The sequence below is a fragment of the Streptomyces sp. NPDC005728 genome (genome assembly GCF_040630895.1).
Taxonomy (GTDB): domain Bacteria; phylum Actinomycetota; class Actinomycetes; order Streptomycetales; family Streptomycetaceae; genus Streptomyces.
Genome location: NZ_JBEXYL010000010.1, coordinates 42354 through 60775 on the forward strand (window position 1 = coordinate 42354; position 18422 = coordinate 60775).

General features: G+C 71.4%; 17 protein-coding genes. 10 read left to right on the top strand and 7 right to left on the bottom strand.

Going from position 1 to position 18422, the window contains the following annotated elements:
- Positions 1-113: 113 nt before the first annotated feature.
- Positions 114-1220, top strand: coding sequence for a DUF5937 family protein (locus ABZ471_RS10015; protein ID WP_359064411.1), 1107 nt, complete (start codon positions 114-116; stop codon positions 1218-1220).
- 40 nt (positions 1221-1260) lie between these two features.
- Here the strand turns inward: ABZ471_RS10015 and ABZ471_RS10020 are convergent, their stop codons facing one another.
- Positions 1261-1932 carry a response regulator transcription factor gene (locus ABZ471_RS10020; protein WP_359064413.1) on the bottom strand — a complete coding sequence of 224 codons (672 nt, stop codon included), beginning with the start codon at positions 1930-1932 and terminating at the stop codon, positions 1261-1263.
- Positions 1933-2027: 95 nt separating this feature from the next.
- Positions 2028-3233 (bottom strand): sensor histidine kinase, encoded by a 1206-nt coding sequence (locus ABZ471_RS10025; protein WP_359064415.1) that lies wholly within the window; start codon positions 3231-3233, stop codon positions 2028-2030.
- A 118-nt stretch (positions 3234-3351) separates the two neighbouring features.
- On the opposite strand from ABZ471_RS10025, the gene ABZ471_RS10030 reads away from it, so the two are divergent.
- The gene (locus ABZ471_RS10030; RefSeq protein ID WP_359064417.1) at positions 3352-4452 is read left to right on the top strand and encodes an SAM-dependent methyltransferase; all 1101 of its coding nucleotides are present in this window, start codon (positions 3352-3354) and stop codon (positions 4450-4452) included.
- Positions 4453-4463: 11 nt separating this feature from the next.
- Here ABZ471_RS10030 and ABZ471_RS10035 read toward each other — a convergent pair whose 3' ends face one another.
- Positions 4464-5612: an NADH-quinone oxidoreductase subunit D gene (locus ABZ471_RS10035; protein WP_359064419.1), complete on the bottom strand. Its 1149-nt coding sequence runs from the start codon at positions 5610-5612 to the stop codon at positions 4464-4466.
- A gap of 31 nt (positions 5613-5643) precedes the next feature.
- On the opposite strand from ABZ471_RS10035, the gene ABZ471_RS10040 reads away from it, so the two are divergent.
- Both ABZ471_RS10040 and ABZ471_RS10045 read left to right on the top strand, forming a co-directional pair.
- A complete protein-coding gene (locus tag ABZ471_RS10040) occupies positions 5644-6147 on the top strand; it encodes a PH domain-containing protein (protein WP_359064421.1) in 504 nt (167 codons plus the stop codon).
- Positions 6144-7469 carry a PH domain-containing protein gene (locus ABZ471_RS10045; protein ID WP_359064423.1) on the top strand — a complete coding sequence of 442 codons (1326 nt, stop codon included), beginning with the start codon at positions 6144-6146 and terminating at the stop codon, positions 7467-7469. The genes ABZ471_RS10040 and ABZ471_RS10045 overlap by 4 nt, the downstream gene beginning before the upstream one ends.
- Before the next feature lie 55 nt (positions 7470-7524).
- Here the strand turns inward: ABZ471_RS10045 and ABZ471_RS10050 are convergent, their stop codons facing one another.
- Positions 7525-8829, bottom strand: coding sequence for a hypothetical protein (locus ABZ471_RS10050; protein ID WP_359064425.1), 1305 nt, complete (start codon positions 8827-8829; stop codon positions 7525-7527).
- 97 nt (positions 8830-8926) lie between these two features.
- Positions 8927-10051 carry an alpha/beta hydrolase-fold protein gene (locus ABZ471_RS10055; RefSeq protein ID WP_359064427.1) on the bottom strand — a complete coding sequence of 375 codons (1125 nt, stop codon included), beginning with the start codon at positions 10049-10051 and terminating at the stop codon, positions 8927-8929.
- 228 nt (positions 10052-10279) lie between these two features.
- On the opposite strand from ABZ471_RS10055, the gene ABZ471_RS10060 reads away from it, so the two are divergent.
- The 6 genes from ABZ471_RS10060 to ABZ471_RS10085 all read left to right on the top strand — a co-directional run bounded on the left by ABZ471_RS10060 (position 10280) and on the right by ABZ471_RS10085 (position 15441).
- The gene (locus ABZ471_RS10060; protein WP_359064429.1) at positions 10280-12094 is read left to right on the top strand and encodes a phosphatidylglycerol lysyltransferase domain-containing protein; all 1815 of its coding nucleotides are present in this window, start codon (positions 10280-10282) and stop codon (positions 12092-12094) included.
- Between the two features lie 126 nt (positions 12095-12220).
- Positions 12221-13141: a dihydropteroate synthase gene (folP, locus tag ABZ471_RS10065; protein ID WP_359064431.1), complete on the top strand. Its 921-nt coding sequence runs from the start codon at positions 12221-12223 to the stop codon at positions 13139-13141.
- On the top strand, positions 13138-13677 hold the full coding sequence (locus ABZ471_RS10070) for a nuclear transport factor 2 family protein (RefSeq protein ID WP_359064433.1): 540 nt from the start codon (positions 13138-13140) through the stop codon (positions 13675-13677). Before folP ends, ABZ471_RS10070 begins: the two co-directional genes overlap by 4 nt.
- Before the next feature lie 249 nt (positions 13678-13926).
- On the top strand, positions 13927-14286 hold the full coding sequence (gene folB, locus ABZ471_RS10075) for a dihydroneopterin aldolase (RefSeq protein ID WP_359064435.1): 360 nt from the start codon (positions 13927-13929) through the stop codon (positions 14284-14286).
- The gene (gene folK / locus ABZ471_RS10080) at positions 14283-14894 is read left to right on the top strand and encodes a 2-amino-4-hydroxy-6-hydroxymethyldihydropteridine diphosphokinase (RefSeq protein WP_359064437.1); all 612 of its coding nucleotides are present in this window, start codon (positions 14283-14285) and stop codon (positions 14892-14894) included. The genes folB and folK overlap by 4 nt, the downstream gene beginning before the upstream one ends.
- Positions 14895-14952: 58 nt before the next feature.
- Positions 14953-15441 (top strand): DUF3180 domain-containing protein, encoded by a 489-nt coding sequence (locus ABZ471_RS10085; RefSeq protein ID WP_359064439.1) that lies wholly within the window; start codon positions 14953-14955, stop codon positions 15439-15441.
- 37 nt (positions 15442-15478) lie between these two features.
- Here the strand turns inward: ABZ471_RS10085 and folE are convergent, their stop codons facing one another.
- Both folE and ftsH read right to left on the bottom strand, forming a co-directional pair.
- Positions 15479-16084, bottom strand: a complete 606-nt coding sequence (folE, locus tag ABZ471_RS10090) for a GTP cyclohydrolase I FolE (RefSeq protein WP_359064441.1) — start codon at positions 16082-16084, stop codon at positions 15479-15481.
- Between the two features lie 130 nt (positions 16085-16214).
- On the bottom strand, positions 16215-18254 hold the full coding sequence (ftsH, locus tag ABZ471_RS10095) for an ATP-dependent zinc metalloprotease FtsH (protein WP_359064443.1): 2040 nt from the start codon (positions 18252-18254) through the stop codon (positions 16215-16217).
- Between the last annotated feature and the right edge of the window lie 168 nt (positions 18255-18422).

The following is an 18422-nucleotide window of genomic DNA, read 5'->3' on the forward strand; positions in this document are numbered from 1 at the left end:
CCGCGGCTGCCCCGGTGTTCTCAGATTGCTCCTGCTCAGAGCAGATGTCCCGTGGATTGACGGCCGCCGTCAATCCACGGGCCGCTGTCAGTGGCCGGGTGCACCATGGGGGCATGAGCGTGACCATCGACATCGCCGGACTGCCGCCGGAGCGGATTTCCGTCGTGCCCTCACCACTGGCGGAGCTGGGAATGGCTCTGCACGCGCTCAGCGAGCCCGGCCACCACCCTCAGCTGCAGGGCTGGGCGACCGCGGTGTCGACCCGGCTGGACCCGGGCCTGGCCGACCGGCTGTGCGAGGCGGACTTCCTGTGGCGCACGACGTTCTCCGACGTCTTCGCCCCGTTCGCCGGGATCCCCGGCGGGCGCGCGCAACCGGGCGCCACCCTCGCCGAGGAACTGGACCAGCTGGACGAGCTGACGGACGAGCAGTTCGTCCACGCGGCCCTGGAGTTCACCTGCCAGCTGCGCTACTACGACACCGACGTGCCCGGCCCGCTCGACGACCCGGAGCTGCGCAGACGCTCCCTGGAGCTGGCCGCCGCGCGCGGTGCCGTCCAGGAGCGGGTCACCCTCAGGCTCCTGGAGGACCCGCCGGCCGTCCGCGCCTGGTTCCGGCAGCTCATGCTCGACTGCGACGAGGCCTTCTTCGCCGACACCTGGGCCCGGCTCCAGCCCCAACTCGCGGCGGACGCCCGGCACAAGACCGAACTGCTGCGCCGCAAGGGCCTCGGCGAGGCCCTCGCCTCGCTCTCCGGTGCCGTCTCGCTGGACGAGGGGGCCGGGCTCATCACGGTCGACAAACTCCTGGTGGGCCACACGGCCACCGGAGACGGCGGCCTCGTCCTGGTGCCGACCAGCCTCGGCTGGCCCCACGTGATGGTCCTGCACCGGTACGGCTGGCAGCCCACGATCACCTATCCCGCGAGCGGCCCCCGCCCGCAGGCGCCCTCCGTCGAGCAGCTCACGCGCCGCATGGAGGCGCTGGCCCACCCGGTGAGGATGCGGCTGTGCCGCCATCTGGCCCGCGCCGAGCACACCACCAGCGAGCTGGCGGACGCGCACGGCATGTCCGCCCCCGAGATATCCCGGCACCTGGCGGTGCTGAAGAAGGCGGGTCTGATCACCAGCGGCCGCCGCGGCCGGTACGTCCAGCACCAGCTGGACCTGTCCGCGGTGGCCCGCCTGGGCAGCGACTTCATCGAGGGCGTCCTGCGCTGAGCCGCCGAGGCCCGCGGACCGGGAGCGCGGTGGTCCGGCGTCAGCCGTGACCGCCGGCCCGCACCAGCCCGGTCTCGTACGCCAGCACCACGACCTGCACCCGGTCGCGCAGGCCGAGCTTGGTCAGGATGCGACCCACGTGGGTCTTCACCGTCGCCTCGGACAGCACCAGCCGGGCCGCGATCTCGCCGTTCGACAGGCCCTGCGCGACCAGCACCATGACCTCGCGCTCCCGATCGGTGAGCCGCTCCAGCTCCTTGTGCTGGGGCTCCTTGCCGGCGGAGGGCAGCATCGGCGCGAACCGGTCCAGCAGGCGCCGCGTGGTGGAGGGCGCCACCACCGCGTCGCCGCTGTGCACGGCGCGGATGGCCGCCAGCAGCTCGCCGGGCGGCACGTCCTTGAGCATGAAGCCGGAGGCGCCTGCCTTCAGTCCGGAGAAGGCGTACTCGTCCAGGTCGAAGGTGGTCAGGATCAGCACCTTCGGCGGGTTGGGCTCGGCGCAGATCCGACGGGTGGCCTCCACGCCGTCCAGCTTCGGCATGCGGACGTCCATCAGGACGACGTCGACGGCGGTGGAGCGCACCACCTGAAGGGCCTCGACGCCGTCGCCCGCCTCCGCGACGACCTCCATGTCCGGCTGGGCGGCGAGCACCATCCGGAACCCGGTGCGCAGCAGCACCTGGTCGTCGACGAGCATCACGCGGATCGCCATCGGGTCCTCTTCCGTCTCTTCGGTTGCCGTCTCTGCCGGCTTCGGTTGCCGTCGGCAAGGGTGTTACAGGTGTCAACAGGGGGCGTGCGGAGGCGTCAGTGCGCCGGTTTCAGCGGGAGCAGCGCGCTGATGCGGAATCCTCCGCCCGGGCGCGGGCCCGCGTCCAGGGTGCCGCCGACCATGCCGACCCGCTCGCGCATGCCGATCAGACCGTGCCCCTGACCATCGGCTCCGCCTTCCTCGTACAGCTCGTGCGGGGCTCCCTTGCCGTCGTCCTCGACGAGCAGACCGAGCCCGTCGTCGAAGTAGACCAGCCGCACGCTCGCACCCGTGTTGGGCCCGCCGTGCTTGCGCGTGTTGGTGAGCGCCTCCTGCACGATGCGGTACGCGGTCAGCTCCACCCCGCTGGGCAGCGGGCGCGGGGTGCCCTCGACCTTGAAGTCGACGGGCAGGCCGGACCTGCGGCACTGCTCGATGAGGTCGTCGATCTGCTCGACGTCCGGCTGCGGGACGTACTCGCCGCTCTCCTGGTGCTCGCCGGTGCGCAGCACGCCGAGCAGGCGGCGCATCTCGGCGAGGGCCTGGCGGCCGGTGGAGGAGATCGTCTCCAGGGCCTTCTTCGCCTGGTCGGGGGCCGCGTCGAGGACGTAGGCGGCGCCATCGGCCTGGACCACCATCACCGACACGTTGTGCGCGACGACGTCGTGCAGCTCGCGCGCGATCCGGGCGCGCTCGGCGGCGACCGCCACCTTGGCCTGCGCCTCGCGCTCCTTCTCCAGGCGGGCGGCGCGCTCCTCCAGCTCGGCGAAGTAGGCGCGGCGGGTGCGCATGGAGTCGCCGAGCACCCAGGCGAGGGCGAAGGGCACCGTCTGGAACACCGCGAGCGCCACCTGGCCCAGGAAGCTCGTCTGATGTTCCGGCCAGCGCAGCTGTGACAGGGTCGCCGCGCCCAGGCTCACCGCGAGCGCCAGCCGCGACGCCCAGCGCGCGCCGACCATGGCGACCGTGTAGGTGATCACCAGCATGGCGAAGTCGGCGACGGTCGTCTCGATGTTCAGGACCAGCTGGGCCAGCCCGGTCCCGAGCGCCAGCAGCAGCATCAGTTCCGGGTAACGGCGGCGCAGCGCGACGACGACGGACAGGACGACGGACACGGCCAGCCCGCCGCCGAGCGGCATGTGGTGGTCGGGCGCCCCCTCAAGACTCACCACGCTCACGCTGGAGAGCCCGAAGAGGACGACGGCCCAGAAGCTGTCGACCCACGTCGGGTGCCTGCGGAGGAAGTCATAGAGGCGCTGCACGTAACCCAGAGTAGGTAAACGAGATGCGTGCAGGGGTCAACCGGAGGGCCGATCCGCACCCGGGCCGCATACTCCGCAAGGTGGAGGCAGTGATCACCTGTGCGCCTAGTCTGTCCCGGTGACGGATGAGGCGACGGCGGAGAAGTCCCCCGAGGGACGGGGCTGGCGGGAGGCGGCCCAGGAGGCGCTCTACGGCCCGGACGGCTTCTACCGGCGGCCCGAGGGCCCGGCCGGGCACTTCCGTACCTCCGTGCACGCGTCCCCGCTGTTCGCACAGGCCGTGACCCGGCTGCTGTGCCGGGTCGACGAGGCCCTCGGGCGGCCCCCGGCGCTGGATTTCGTCGACATGGGCGCCGGGCGCGGGGAACTGGTCACCGGTGTGCTCGCCGCCCTGCCGGCCGGTGTGGCCGCCCGCGCGCGCGGGTACGCCGTCGAGATCGCCGGCCGTCCGGCGGGCCTGGACGAGCGGATCACCTGGCTGAGCGACCCCCCGGAGACGGTCACCGGGCTGCTGTTCGCGAACGAGTGGCTGGACAACGTGCCCGTGGACGTCGCCGAGGTGGACCCGGCGGGCGTGCCCCGGCTGGTGCTGGTCGCGGCGGACGGCACCGAGCGGCTCGGGGAGCCGGTGAGGGGCGCGGACGCGGACTGGCTGGCGCGGTGGTGGCCGCTGCCGGCCGAGGAGGGGCTGCGCGCGGAGATCGGGCGGCCCAGGGACTTGGCGTGGGCGACGGCGGTGGACCGGGTAGCCCGCGGGCTCGCGGTGGCCGTGGACTACGCACACACCGCGGACGCGCGCCCCCCGTTCGGGACTCTCACCGGCTTCCGGGAGGGGCGCGAGACGGCGCCCGTGCCGGACGGCTCGTGCGACATCACGGCGCACGTCGCGCTGGACGCGTGCGCGGCGGCGCACACGGCGGAACGCACAGCGGCCCGCACGGCGCACACGCCCCCTGATGCGGCGCGCACGCCCACCGGTCCGGCGCGCATGCCCCCACCCGCGCGCCTGCTCACGCAACGCGCCGCCCTGCGCGCCCTGGACCTCACCAGCGCACGCCCCCCGCTCGCACTGGCCTCCACAGACCCCTCGGCCTACGTACGCGCCCTCGCGAGCGCCGGCGAAGCCGCCGAACTCACCGCCCCGGGCGGCCTCGGAGACTTCGGCTGGCTCCTCCAGCCGGTCGGCATCCCGGACCCGCTCCAGCCGGACAGGCCCTAGGGTCGGCCGCCCTACTTGTCGATGTCCCCGACCACGAAGAACATCGACCCGAGGATCGCCACCATGTCCGCCACCAGCGTCCCCGGCAGCAGCTCGGTCAGCGCCTGGATGTTGTTGTACGACGCCGAGCGCAGCTTCAGCCGGTACGGGGTCTTGTCGCCCTTGCTGACCAGGTAGTAACCGTTGATCCCGAGCGGGTTCTCGGTCCACGCGTACGTGTGTCCCTCGGGCGCCTTCAGCACCTTGGGCAGGCGCTGGTTGATCGGACCGGGCGGCAGCTCGGCGATCCGGTCGAGGCAGGCGTCGGCGAGGTCCAGCGTGTTGTGGGCCTGCTCCAGCAGGCACTCGAAGCGGGCGAGGCAGTCGCCCTCGCTGCGGGACACCACCTTCAGCGTGTCCTGGAGCTCGGTGTACGCCAGGTACGGCTCGTCGCGGCGCAGGTCGAAGTCGACACCCGAGGCGCGCGCGATGGGCCCGCTCACGCCGTAGGCGTGCACGATCTCCGGCGCGAGCACCCCCACGCCCCGCGTACGCCCCCGGAAGATCTCGTTGCCGAGCACCAGGTCGTCGAAGACGTCCATGCGCGAGCGGACAGCGGCGACAGCGGCACGCGCGCGCGCTGTCCACCCGGCCGGCAGGTCCTCCTTGAGGCCGCCGACGCGGTTGAACATGTAGTGCATCCGCCCGCCGGAGACCTCCTCCATGACGTTCTGGAGCACCTCACGCTCCCGGAACGCGTAGAAGACCGGCGTGATCCCGCCCAGCTCCAGCGGGTACGACCCGAGGAACATCAGATGGTTCAGCAGCCGGTTCAGCTCGGCGAGCAGCGTGCGGGTCCACACCGCGCGCTCGGGGACCTCCATGCCGAGCATCCGCTCCACGGCGAGGACCACGCCCAGCTCGTTCGAGAACGCCGACAGCCAGTCGTGCCGGTTGGCGAGCATGATGATCTGCCGGTAGTCGCGCGCCTCGAAGAGCTTCTCCGCACCCCGGTGCATGTAGCCGATCACCGGCTCCGCATGCAGGATGCGCTCCCCGTCCAGCACGAGCTTGAGCCGCAGCACACCGTGCGTGGACGGATGCTGGGGCCCGATGTTGAGCACCATGTCGGTGCTCTCGGCGGCGCCGCCGATGCCGACCGTGGTCTCCGTCGCAGTCATGGACCCAGTTTCCCCTACGTACGCTGGCCTCATGGAGACGGGGAGCCCGGAAGAGACCGGGATTGCGGGGGACCAGCCGGTGTGGCGGGCACTGCCGTCCGGCCTGCTGCGTATGCGCAGGCTGATGCTGGTGACGTGGACGGGCGTGCTCGCCCTTGGGGCGGGGCTGCTGCCCGGCCTGCTCGCGGGACCGGCCTGGGCGGCCTTCGCGCTGCTCCCGCTGGCCCTGGCCGCGTGGGGCTGGCGGCTGCTGGGCCGCAACTGGCGCTCCTGGCGGTACGCCGAGCGGGCCGACGACCTGCTGATCAGCCGCGGTGTCCTGTGGCGCGAGGAGACCGTGGTGCCGTACGGCCGGATGCAGCTGGTGGAGGTCACCTCGGGGCCCGTGGAGCGCTACTTCGGGCTGGCCAGCGTGCAGCTCCACACCGCGGCCGCCGCGACCGACGCGACCATCCCGGGCCTGGATCCGGCCGAGGCGGAGAGGCTGCGCGACCGGCTCACCGAGCTGGGCGAGGCCCGATCGGCGGGCCTGTGACCACGCCGGGCGTCGACGACACGACGGCCCGCCCGCCTGTCGCCGAACGGCGGCTCCACCCCGTCACGCCCTTCCGGCGGGCGTGGGCGCCGGTCGCCGTACTCGCCGGATGGGCCGTGCACGACCCGAACGGCGCGCAGGAACAGCTGCAGAGGCTGACCGCCACGATGCTCCTGGTCGTGCTCGCCGTACTCGTCCCTGCGGCCGGCCTCTACGGCTTCCTGTCCTGGTGGTTCACGCACTTCGCGGTCACGGACACCGAGCTGCGGATACGTACCGGGCTGCTGTTCCGGCGCACCGCACACATCCGCCTGGAGCGCATCCAGGCGGTCGACGTCACGCGTCCGCTCCTCGCGCGCGTGGCGGGTGTCGCCAAGCTGCGGATAGACGTCGTCGGGGCCGACAAGAAGGACGAACTCGCCTTCCTGGGCGAACAGGAGGCGCGCGCCCTGCGCGCGGAGCTGCTCGCGCGCGCTGCGGGTTTCGCCCCCGAGACGGCGCACGAAGTCGGCGAGGCGCCGGCGCACGAGCTGCTGCACGTGCCCCCGCGCGAGCTGGCGCTCTCCCTCGTGCTGACGGGCGCCACCTGGGGCTCCCTGACCGCCGCCCTCGTCGTACCGCCCGTGCTGTGGCTCGCCACGCACAGCGTGTGGACGGTCCTCGCCGCCGCCCTGCCGTTGCTCGGCGCGGCGGGCGCGAGCAGCGCGGGGCGGTTCGTCGCCGAGTACGACTGGACCGTGGGCGAGTCCCCGGACGGTCTGCGCATCGACCACGGTCTGCTCGACCGCGCCCACGAGACGGTGCCGCCGGGGCGGGTGCAGACCGTGCGGATCGTGGAGCCGCTGCTGTGGCGACGGCGGGGCTGGGTGCGGGTGGAACTGGACGTGGCGGGATCCGACAACTCCGTGCTGGTGCCGGTCGCCCCGCGCGCGGTCGCCGAGTCGGTCATAGCGCGCGTGCTGCCCGGCGTGACCGTACCGGCGTCGTCGGCGCGGCCGCCGCGGCGGGCCGGGTGGTCCGTGCCGGTGTGGTGGCGCGGGCACGGCCTCGCGGTCACCGACGCGGTGTTCACCGCCCGGCACGGCCTGCTGCGCCGCAGCCTGTCCCTGGTCCCGCACGCCAAGGTGCAGAGCGTACGGCTCACCCAGGGGCCTTGGGGGCGCCTGTGGCGGCTCGCCGACGTCCACGTGGACACCGGGGCCGACAAGACCGTCACCGCCCGCCTGCGGGACGCCGAGGATGCGGCGCTGCTGCTGCGCGCCCAGGCCGAGCGGTCCCGCACCGGCCGCAGGGACGCCCGCCCGGACCGCTGGATGGCGTGAGCCCGGCTCACCCCCCGCGGGTGAACCGGGCCCGGTGCTGGTGCCTGGTGACGTCTCAGGAAGCCGCGGTGCGCAGCCCCTGGAGGTCGATCTGCTCCGTCTCGTCGTGCGCGGTCAGGTCGATCACCTGGCCGACACCGCGCGACTCCGCGTCGGCGGGCTTGAACTCGGCCTCGGCCTCGGCCTTGTGCAGCGCGAGGGCCTCCTGGCCGACGACGTCCGCGAGGTCCTCGTTCTGTACGGACTCCAGCGCGGCGGACGACGTGTGTTTCTGGGTGCCGAAGAAGTCGAAGCCGCCCTCGATCGCCGGGCGCCGCACGGGTGTGGCCGGCACGACGGCCACCGCGGTCGGCACCGTGAAGTGACCGGCGGGCTGCTGCGCGGGCTTGGCGGGCTGCTCCGGCGTCGTCGAGGTGGCGGCCGCGCGCGTGTGCTCGCCGGCCGCCTCGGGCTTCCCCTGCGCCTCGCCCTCCTGACCGGCCTCCTGCGCCTGGGCGGCCGCCTGAACGGGCTGCATCCCATCCCCAGGGCCACCACCCGAGGCCTCGACGGACCCGGCCCTGACGGGCTCGGGCTTGACGGGCTCGGCCTTGAGGGTCTCGGACTTGAGGGTCTCGGACTTGACGGACTCGGCCTTGACGGACTCGGCCTTGAGGGTCTCGGCCTTGACGGACTCGGGCTTGACGGCCTCGTCCCCGGCCTTCGCCGATGCCCCGTCACGGTCGAGTCGGGCCAGCGCCACCGCGGCCTTCAGAAACAGCTGAGCACCCTCGGCTGCGAACGCCGGACCAGCCTTGGGCTTCTCCTCGGCAGGCTCAGGGGTCTCGGGAGTCTCGGCCGTCGTGGCGGCGTCCTCGGACCCGGCACTGCGCGCGGGCGGCAGCGCCGGCACGCCGGACGGCTCGGCCGCCTCGATCTCCAGCAGCCGGCGCCCCTCCAGGGCAGTGGCACGCTCGGTCTCCGCCGTGGCGTAACGGCGCAGCAGGGCCGCGTGCTCGTTGCGCAGCCCGGCCAGCTCCGCGCGCTTGGCGCGCAGCCGCTGCTCCAGCTTGGTGCGCAGCTCGCGCGACTCCTCGAGGTCGGTCTCCAGTTCGGCGACCCGTTCGTCGTAGCGCCACTCGTCGCTGGCACGCGCGCGCGTAAGGTCGGCGACCTGCTTGCCGGCCTGGGAGTCCCAGTGGCGCATCACGACCGCGCCGACGACGGCTGTCGCCGCGGCGGCCGCGGCCAGCGTGCGCAACACCGTGACCTCGGAGAACACCCAGGGACCCAGCGCGCAGACGACGGAGACGCCGGCGATCGCCGACGGAGGCAACAGCCGGTGCAGAGGCGGTGAATGGCGGTGGCGTCCTCGTGGCATGGCCAGAAACTTACCGCGCGTAGGCGAATCGCGGACCCCCGCCCCGTAAAAACACGGCCACACCGAAGGTTTCACCGGACATCAGGCGCCCGTCGGATCAGCGGTCGGTCAGCCGTCCGCTGATCCACTGCAGCGTCGGTGGGATCTCCCGGCGCCAGGTGTTGAAGTTGTGCCCGCCGCTGTCGAGGATGATCGAGGAGATCCGGGTCAGGTTGGTGGCCTGCACACGCTTTATGAACTTGAGCGTGTCCTTGTAGTTGTGTTCGCCGACCTTGCTGCTGGTGACGAGCAGCGAGGTGTCGGGCGCGGGCTCGTGCTTGAGGAGCCACCACAGGTCGGATCGATTCTTCAGATTCTTGTCGCCGTGGAAGAGGTCACCGGTCGTGGGGTCGGTCGGCGCCTTGTAGTACGGCGACAGACCGGCGCCGGCCGCGTAGACGTTCGGGTGGTGCATGGCGATCTTCAGCGCGCAGTAGCCGCCGGTCGAGTCGCCGATGATGCCCCAGCTGCCGGGCCTCTTGCCCACCCTGTAGTGCGCGAGGACGGCGTCGGGCAGGTCCTTGGCGAAGAAGGTCTCGGCCTGCGGCCCGCCCGGGACGTCCACGCACTCGGTGTCGCGCGGCGGCGCCACGGTCGGCCGCAGCATCACCAGGATCATCGGCTGCATCCGCCCGTCCTTGGCCAGCTCCTGCACCGTACGCGGGTAGTCAAGCTTGTCCACCAACGCCTTGGCCGTACCGGGGTAGCCGGTCAGGACGACGGCCGCCGGGAACGTACGCGTGCGGTACTGCGGCTGGAAGTACTCGGGCGGCAGGTAGACGTACGCCGGTGTGGTGAGGTGGGTCTTGCGGCCCGCTATGGCGACCTTCTGGACCTGCCCGGCCGCCTGCGGCCGCGAGCTGTGCACACCCGGCACCGTGGAGGTGGACAGCACCTGGAGCGGGCCGCCACCGCCGCCCGCCGAGTGGTCGACGACGACGCCCTGGTCGGTCTCCCTGCCGAACAGGTCCGCCCAGCTGGCGTAGAAGCCGAAGGCCTGGTTGGCGGCGACGCCCAGGGAGGCGAAGAGCGCCAGCTGGGTGGCGAGGAGCAGGCCGACGCGCCCGCTGACGGCCCGCCAGTTCTGCCGGGCGAGCCGAGGCCACAGCCATACCGTGGCGACGAACAGCATCGCGGCGAACACGACCGCCAGCACCAGCACTTTGTTGCTCGTGAGACCCATGGGCTGTTACCTGCCTGCGCTTTCTGCCCGTGGTCCGCTCACGCATCGTCGCGCGGTCTTGCCCGGGGCTTTCCTTGGCCTTTGACCCGACTTTCCGAAGAGGAGTGAACCTCTCTCCCCGAGACACCGTCCTAGAGGGCGCAATGTCGCCGGATGCCCCGATCGGCACCGGGTTCAAGGTCTCTCGCAGAACTACGGGATGCGATGTCTGTCAGGATAGATGGGGAAATGTCGGGCGGGGTTCCGAGCCGATCAAGCCGGGTGCGGCGCATACTGCGCGGCCCGCGCCCCGAGGCCGTTCCCGCTCTGGTCGCCAGGGCGTGTGCCCTCGTGGGCGTGGTGGACATTGCGGCGGGCGTGTTCCCTCGCTTCCGTCGCAGCCGTATGCACGCCATCGCCGAGGTGCTGCCCGGCTCCTTCGGGCCCTTCGCCGCGGCGCTCTCGCTCAGCGCCGGCGTGCTGTTGCTGCTGCTCGCGCACGGGCTCAAACGGCGCAAGCGCCGAGCGTGGCGAGCCGCGGTCGCGCTGCTGCCGGCCGGCGCCGTCGCGCAGTTCGTGTACCGGCACTCGCTCATCGGGATGCTCATCTCGCTGGCGCTCCTCGTGCCGCTGCTGCGCCACCGCGACGAGTTCGCGGCGCTGCCCGATCCACGCAGCCGCTGGCGCGCGCTCGCCAACTTCGTCCTCATGGCCGCCGGTTCGCTCGCCCTCGGACTGGTCATCGTCAGTGCCCACCCGAACCGCATGCTCGGCGACCCGAGCCTGGCCGACCGGCTGACGCACGTGGTCTACGGCCTGTTCGGCTTCGAGGGCCCCCTGGACTACGACGGCAACACCTCCTGGACGGTCGCCTTCTCCCTCGGCGCCCTCGGCTGGCTGACCGCGGTCACCACCATCTACTTCGCCTTCCGCCCCGAGCACCCGGCCGCCCGCCTCACCGAGGACGACGAGACCCGCCTGCGCGCCCTGCTGGACAAGCACGGCCGCCGCGACTCCCTCGGCCACTTCGCGCTGCGCCGCGACAAGGCGGTCGTCTTCTCGCCCAGCGGCAAGGCGGCGGTCACCTACCGCGTCGTCTCCGGTGTGATGCTCGCCAGCGGCGACCCGATCGGCGACGTGGAGGCCTGGCCCGGCGCCATCGAGCGCTTCATGGACGAGGCCAAGGCACACTCCTGGACCCCGGCCGTCATGGGCTGCTCGGAGACGGGCGGCGAGGTGTGGACCCGCGAGACCGGCCTGGACGCCCTGGAACTCGGCGACGAGGCGGTGGTCGACGTGGCGGATTTCTCGCTCGCCGGACGCGCGATGCGCAACGTGCGCCAGATGGTCAAGCGCATCGAGCGAGCCGGCTACGAAACCCGGGTACGGCGTATCCGTGACCTCGGCGAGGCCGAGCTGGAGCGCATCCGCCTGGCGGCGGAGGACTGGCGCGGCACCGACACCGAGCGCGGCTTCTCCATGGCACTCGGCCGCATCGGCGACCTCGCCGACTCCGACTGTCTGATCGCCACCGCCCACAAGACCGACGACCAGCCCGGCGAGTACGGCGACCTGAAGGCGATCCTGCACTTCGTGCCCTGGGGCGAGGACGGCGTCTCCCTGGACCTCATGCGCCGCGACCGCACCGCCGACCCCGGCATGAACGAACTGCTCATCGTCGCCGCCCTGCAGGCCGCCCCGAAGTTCGGCATCACACGGGTCTCGCTGAACTTCGCCATGTTCCGCTCCGCGCTCGCGCGCGGGGAGAAGATCGGAGCAGGGCCGGTGCTGCGCGCCTGGCGCGGGCTGCTGGTGTTCCTCTCCCGCTGGTTCCAGATCGAGTCGCTGTACAAGTTCAACGCCAAGTTCCAGCCGCGCTGGGAGCCGCGCTTCGTCGTCTACCGCGCCTCCGCCGACCTGCCGCGCATCGGCTTCGCGGCCATGCAGGCCGAGGGCTTCGTCAACCTCGCCCTGCCGCTGCCGCGCTTCCTGCGCCGGCGCAGGGCGCTCGCCGGGCGCCCCTGCGCGCACGCCGTCACGGAACGCGACGTCCGAGCCGCGTGACCCCGTCCTGCCCCGCGCAATGCCCGGCCGCGACTGGCCCGGGCGGAAGCTCCACCCCCTCCAGCACGGGGCTTCCGCCCGGGCCGCGGCGCGTTGAGGGCGCCCCCCTGGGCCTACGCTGAACGTATGAACAACCTCAGCGGACGCGGTCGAGTGACAGGCCTTCCGGCGTGGGACCGGTGCGCGGTCATGGGAGTCGTCAACGTGACCCCCGATTCCTTCTCCGACGGCGGCCGCTGGTTCGACACGACCGTCGCCGTCAAGCGCGGCCTGGACCTGGTCACCGAGGGCGCGGACCTGGTCGACGTCGGCGGCGAGTCCACCCGCCCCGGCGCCACCCGCGTCGACGAGGCCGAGGAACTCAGGCGTGTCATCCCCGTCGTCCGCGGCCTCGCCTCCGAAGGCGTGGTCGTCTCCGTCGACACCATGCGCGCCTCCGTCGCCGAACAGGCCCTCGCGGCCGGCGCCTCCCTGGTGAACGACGTCAGCGGCGGCCTCGCCGACCCCGCGATGATCCCCGTGGTCGCCGCCGCCGGCGCCCCCTTCGTCGTCATGCACTGGCGCGGCTTCCTCCAAGGCGGCACCGTCAAGGGCGTCTATGGGGACGTCGTCTCCGAAGTCGCGGACGAACTGCACGCGCGCGTGGAGGCCGTTCTCGCGGGCGGCGTCGCCCCCGACCGCATCGTCGTCGACCCCGGCCTCGGCTTCTCCAAGGAGGCCGAGCACGACCTGACCCTCCTCGCCCACCTCGACCGTCTGCGCACCCTCGGCCACCCCCTGCTCGTCGCCGCCTCCCGCAAGCGGTTCCTCGGCCGCGTCCTCGCAGGCCCGGAGGGCGCACCCCCGCCCGCCCGCGAGCGCGACGCCGCCACGGCCGCCGTCTCCGCGCTCGCGGCGCACGCCGGCGCATGGGCGGTGCGCGTGCACGAGGTACGCGCCACCGCGGACGCGGTACGGGTCGCACGGGCCGTGGAGGGGGCGCGCACAGCGGAGCGTGCGCCTGGCGCGGAAGGCACGCGCGGAGCGCACGCGGAAGGAACCCGGTGAGCGCCCCCCACACCGACGTCGAACAGGTGGAGGCCGCCAACACCGCCTTCTACGAGGCGATGGAACGCGGCGACTTCGAGGAACTGTCCTCGCTCTGGCTCACGCCTTCCGACCTGGGCGTCGACGAGGAGTACCACGACCCGGCGGACACCGGCGTGATCTCCTGCGTCCACCCCGGCTGGCCGGTGCTCACCGGCCGCAGCGAGGTCCTGAGGTCATACGCGCTGATCATGGCGAACACCGACTACATCCAGTTCTTCCTCACCGACGTGCACGTCTCCGTCACCGGCGACACCGCCCTCGTCACCTGCACCGAGAACATCCTCAGTGGCGGCCCCGCCCCCGACGACGGCTCGGAACTCGGCCCCCTGGTCGGCCAGCTCGTCGTCGCCACGAACGTGTTCCGGCGCACACCCACCGGCTGGAAACTGTGGTCGCACCACGCCTCCCCCGTCATGACCGAGACCGACGAGGAGGAGGAAAACGGGCAGAACGGCCCGAACGACGTGAATCCGGATGGCAATCCCCTCGCCTGAACGGGTCCGCGCCCCATAGGGACGAAGAAGTGGTTGGAATCACGAACCCGCGGGTAGGTGCGGCTACCAGCCCATGACGCGACCGGGTTCCCCAGGGGAAACACCCGGTGAAGCCTCCGGGTCCCCGCCCGGGCCCGCGCCCTCATCACCCGGCCGTGTCAGTGCCCGCAGGTAGATTCGTCTGAGGCCGGTGTGCCGCCCGCACGCGACACCGACCGGCCGTTCCCGACGATTGCAGGAGTGATTCGCGTGGATCGTGTCGCGCTGCGCGGCCTCAAGGCCCGCGGGCACCACGGTGTGTTCCCCAAGGAGCGCGAGGAGGGCCAGACCTTCATCGTGGACCTCGTCCTTGGCCTGGACACCCGGCCGGCCGCGGCCGACGACGACCTGGCGAAGACCGTGCACTACGGCATCGTGGCCGAAGAGGTCGTGGCCGTGGTCGAGGGCGAACCGGTGAACCTCATCGAGACCCTCGCCGAGCGGATCGCCCAGACCTGCCTCAAGCACGAAGGGGTCCTGGAGGTCGAGGTCCGCGTCCACAAGCCGGACGCCCCGATCACCGTCCCCTTCGACGACGTGACCGTCACCATCACCCGGAGCCGAGTATGACCCGACCTTTCGCCCAGGGTCACAGCGACCCGACCGTCCAGCCGGTGCCCGCCTCGGTCGTCGAGCAGGTCGACGCCGCCGACACGACACTGAGCAACCCGAAACGCGCCGTGATCTCCATCGGCTCCAACCTCGGCAACCGTCTGGAGACCCTCCAGGGAGCCGTCGACGCTCTCGAGGACACCCCCGGCGTCCGCGTGAAGGCCGTATCCCCGGTCTACGAGACGGAGCCGTGGGGCGTCGAGCCGGGCAGCCAGCCCTCCTACTTCAACGCCGTCGTCGTCCTCAAGACCACCCTGCCCCCCTCCTCCCTGCTGGAGCGGGCTCACGCCGTCGAGGAGGCCTTCAAACGGGTCCGCGACGAGCGCTGGGGACCGCGCACCCTGGACGTCGACATCGTCGCCTACGCCGACGTCACCTCCGACGACCCACAGCTCACCCTCCCCCACCCGCGCGCCCACGAACGCGCCTTCGTGCTCGCGCCCTGGCATGACGTGGACCCGCTGGCACAGCTGCCCGGCCGCGGCGCGGTGGTCGAACTGCTGTCGGCCGTCACCCGCCACGGCATCGCGCCCCGCGCGGACCTGGAACTCCGACTGCCCGAGTAGTCGTTAAGGTCAAGACGACCACAGTCCGGGATCGGTCCGGGGGAGCTGAAGGGACACCGTGAGAGAGCTGCGCATCAGGGTGCTGGCCGGCGTGTTCATCGTGGCCGGAGTCCTGTCCTGGGCGGGCGCCCGCCTCTGGAACTCGATCGGGACGCTCCCCAGCGTCCCCCTGGCCGCCCCCATCGTCCTCGCCCTGATCGCGGTGGTCCTGCTCTCCACGGCGCTCTCGCTGCGGGCCCGCTTCAAGGCCCAGCGGGAGCGCCGCCCCGGCGCGAAGGGCGTCGACCCCCTGATGGCCGCCCGAGCGGTCGTCTTCGGCCAGGCAAGCGCCCTGGTGGCCGCCCTGGTCGCCGGCATGTACGCCGGCACGGGCGTCTTCCTCCTGGAACTCCTCGACACCCCCGCCCGCCGCGACCAGGCCATCTACGCCGGCTTCTCGGTCCTGGCCGGCATCGCCGTGATAGCGGCGGCCCTGTTCCTGGAGCGGGTCTGCAAGCTCCCGGAGGACGAGGACCAGAACCACCCGGGCGCAGAGCCGGCAGCCTGACCGCCGTCTCCGCCGAGGTCGCTCAGCGCGCCATGATTCAGCGCGCCATGATGAGGCTCATCGCCTCGTTGCGCGTCGCCGCGTCCCGCAGCTGACCGCGCACCGCCGAGGTGATGGTCTTCGCACCCGGCTTCCGGATGCCGCGCATCGACATGCACATGTGCTCGCACTCCACGACCACGATCACGCCCCGCGGCTCCAGGATCTCCATCAGGGAGTCCGCTATCTGCGTGGTGAGTCGTTCCTGCACCTGCGGGCGCCGGGCGAAGACGTCCACCAGCCGGGCCAGCTTGGACAGGCCGGTGATCTTCCCGGTCACGGACGGGATGTAGCCGACGTGGGCGACGCCCCTGAACGGCACCAGATGATGTTCACAGGTGCTGTAGACCTCGATGTCCTTCACCAGGACCATCTCGTCGTGCCCCAGGTCGAACGTCGTCGTCAGGACGTCCTCGGGCTTCTGCCACAGGCCCGCGAAGATCTCCTTGTACGCCCGCGCCACCCGGCCCGGCGTCTCCCTGAGGCCCTCACGGTCCGGGTCCTCACCGACCGCGATCAGCAGTTCCCGTACGGCGTTCTCGGCGCGCTTCTCGTCGAACTCGCCGATGGTGCCCTCGCCGTCCAAGGTCACGGGGTCGGTCATCTGTTCCTCGTTCCTGTGCCTGTCACGCGTGCGTCCACGCGCTCTGTCTGCGGACATACGGAAATGCCGCGCCCTCAGGCTAAAACCTGACGGGCGCGGCATTCATTCCGAGCCGGTTGGCCGAAAGCCGTCAGCTCTCGGGGCGGTCCTCCGGTGTCTTGTCCGTCACCGGGGCGGACTCCACAGCCGTGGACTTGGCCGTGCTGATCGCCGCCGTCGCTCCGTTCGCACCGTTGGTCAGTGCCAGCTCCTTCGGAGAGAGCACCGGCGGGCGGGTGGAGGGGGTACGGCGGGAGGAGCCGGTCCAGGCGGGCCGCGGCGGGCGCTTGTGGATCGGGGCGAAGATCTCGGCGATCTCCTCCTTGCCCAGGGTCTCCTTCTCCAGCAGGTGGAGAACGAGCTGGTCGAGCACGTCGCGGTTCTCGACCAGGATCTCCCAGGCCTCGTTGTGAGCGGTCTCGATGAGCTTCTTGACCTCTTCGTCGACCAGCGCGGCGACCTCTTCCGAGTAGTCGCGCTGGTGAGCCATCTCACGTCCGAGGAAGGGCTCGCTGTTGTCGCCGCCGAACTTGATCGCGCCGAGCCGCTCGGTCATGCCGTACTGCGTGACCATCGCGCGGGCCAGGTTGGTGGCCTTCTCGATGTCGTTGGCGGCGCCGGTCGTCGGGTCGTGGAAGACCAGTTCCTCGGCCGCGCGGCCGCCCAGCATGTACGCCAGCTGGTCGAGCATCTCGTTGCGGGTGGTCGAGTACTTGTCCTCGTCCGGGAGCACCATCGTGTAGCCGAGGGCGCGGCCGCGGGAGAGGATCGTGATCTTGTGGACCGGGTCGGAGTTCGGCGAGGCCGCCGCGACCAGGGCGTGGCCGCCCTCGTGGTACGCGGTGATCTTCTTCTCCTTGTCCGACATGATCCGGGTCCGCTTCTGCGGGCCCGCGACCACGCGGTCGATCGCCTCGTCCAGTGCCTTGTTGTCGACCAGCTTCTGGTCACTGCGGGCGGTGAGCAGCGCGGCCTCGTTGAGCACGTTGGCCAGGTCGGCGCCGGTCATGCCGGGGGTGCGGCGGGCGACGGCGGCGAGGTCGACGTCGGGCGCGACCGGCTTGCCCTTCTGGTGGACCTTGAGGATCTCCAGACGGCCCTGCAGGTCCGGCGGGTCGACGGCGATCTGCCGGTCGAAGCGGCCGGGGCGCAGAAGGGCCGGGTCGAGGATGTCCGGGCGGTTAGTGGCGGCGATGAGGATCACGCCACCCTTGACGTCGAAGCCGTCCATCTCGACGAGCAGCTGGTTCAGGGTCTGCTCGCGCTCGTCGTGACCACCGCCGAGGCCGGCGCCGCGGTGGCGGCCGACCGCGTCGATCTCGTCGACGAAGACGATCGCCGGGGCGTTCGCCTTGGCCTGCTCGAAGAGGTCACGGACTCGGGAGGCACCGACACCGACGAACATCTCGACGAAGTCGGAACCGGAGATCGAGTAGAAGGGGACTCCGGCCTCGCCGGCCACGGCGCGCGCGAGGAGCGTCTTGCCGGTACCGGGGCGGCCGTAGAGGAGCACACCCTTGGGAATCTTGGCGCCGACGGCCTGGAACTTGGCCGGCTCCTGCAGGAACTCCTTGATCTCGTGGAGTTCTTCGACGGCCTCGTCGCAGCCCGCGACGTCCGAGAACGTCGTCTTCGGCGTGTCCTTGGTGATGAGCTTGGCCTTGGACTTCCCGAAGTTCATGACCCGGGAGCCGCCGCCCTGCATCTGATTCATCAGGAACAGGAAGACGACCACGATCAGGACGAAGGGGAGCAGGGAGAGCAGTACGCCGAGGAACGGGTTCTGCTTGGACGGCGAGACCGTGTAGCCGTCCGGAATCTGCTTGTCCTGGTACTTGGTCTGCAGGGTGCCGGCGATGGTCACGCCCTGGTCGCCGATGTAGCTCGCCTGGATCTTCGAGCTGCCCTCGACCTTCTGGCCGTCCTTGAGGGTGACCTTGATGGTCTGTTCGTCACCGGTGGTGAGCTTGGCCGACTCGACCTTGTTCTCGTTGATCGCTGCCACGACCTGGCCGGTGTCCACCGTCTTGTAGCCGCCGGACGAGCCGACGACCTGCATCAACACGACCACGGCAAGGACGGCCAGCACGATCCACATGACCGGCCCACGGAAGTATCGCTTCACGTCCATCCATACGGAGCGGTGTCGCCCCGTCCCTCCTGCCATAGTGAGTTTGATAAGACAGTTCTTCTGACGGTACCCCAGCATTGTTGTCCGAAGCCGCACGGAGCGGCATGGACGGCTGGCGTTCCCGTCTCTGCTTGCTCCAACGGCGCGAAACCCGCTGGGGTTCCCGAT

Coding starts and splice junctions, on each gene's coding strand:
- ABZ471_RS10020 (WP_359064413.1), bottom strand. CDS start 1,932: ATGGCGATCCGCGTGATGCTCGTCGACGACCAGGTGCTGCTGCGCACC.
- ABZ471_RS10015 (WP_359064411.1), top strand. CDS start 114: ATGAGCGTGACCATCGACATCGCCGGACTGCCGCCGGAGCGGATTTCC.
- ABZ471_RS10060 (WP_359064429.1), top strand. CDS start 10,280: ATGTCGGGCGGGGTTCCGAGCCGATCAAGCCGGGTGCGGCGCATACTG.
- folK (WP_359064437.1), top strand. CDS start 14,283: ATGACCCGACCTTTCGCCCAGGGTCACAGCGACCCGACCGTCCAGCCG.
- folP (WP_359064431.1), top strand. CDS start 12,221: ATGAACAACCTCAGCGGACGCGGTCGAGTGACAGGCCTTCCGGCGTGG.
- ABZ471_RS10055 (WP_359064427.1), bottom strand. CDS start 10,051: ATGGGTCTCACGAGCAACAAAGTGCTGGTGCTGGCGGTCGTGTTCGCC.
- ABZ471_RS10040 (WP_359064421.1), top strand. CDS start 5,644: ATGGAGACGGGGAGCCCGGAAGAGACCGGGATTGCGGGGGACCAGCCG.
- folE (WP_359064441.1), bottom strand. CDS start 16,084: ATGACCGACCCCGTGACCTTGGACGGCGAGGGCACCATCGGCGAGTTC.
- ftsH (WP_359064443.1), bottom strand. CDS start 18,254: ATGGACGTGAAGCGATACTTCCGTGGGCCGGTCATGTGGATCGTGCTG.
- ABZ471_RS10050 (WP_359064425.1), bottom strand. CDS start 8,829: ATGCCACGAGGACGCCACCGCCATTCACCGCCTCTGCACCGGCTGTTG.
- ABZ471_RS10035 (WP_359064419.1), bottom strand. CDS start 5,612: ATGACTGCGACGGAGACCACGGTCGGCATCGGCGGCGCCGCCGAGAGC.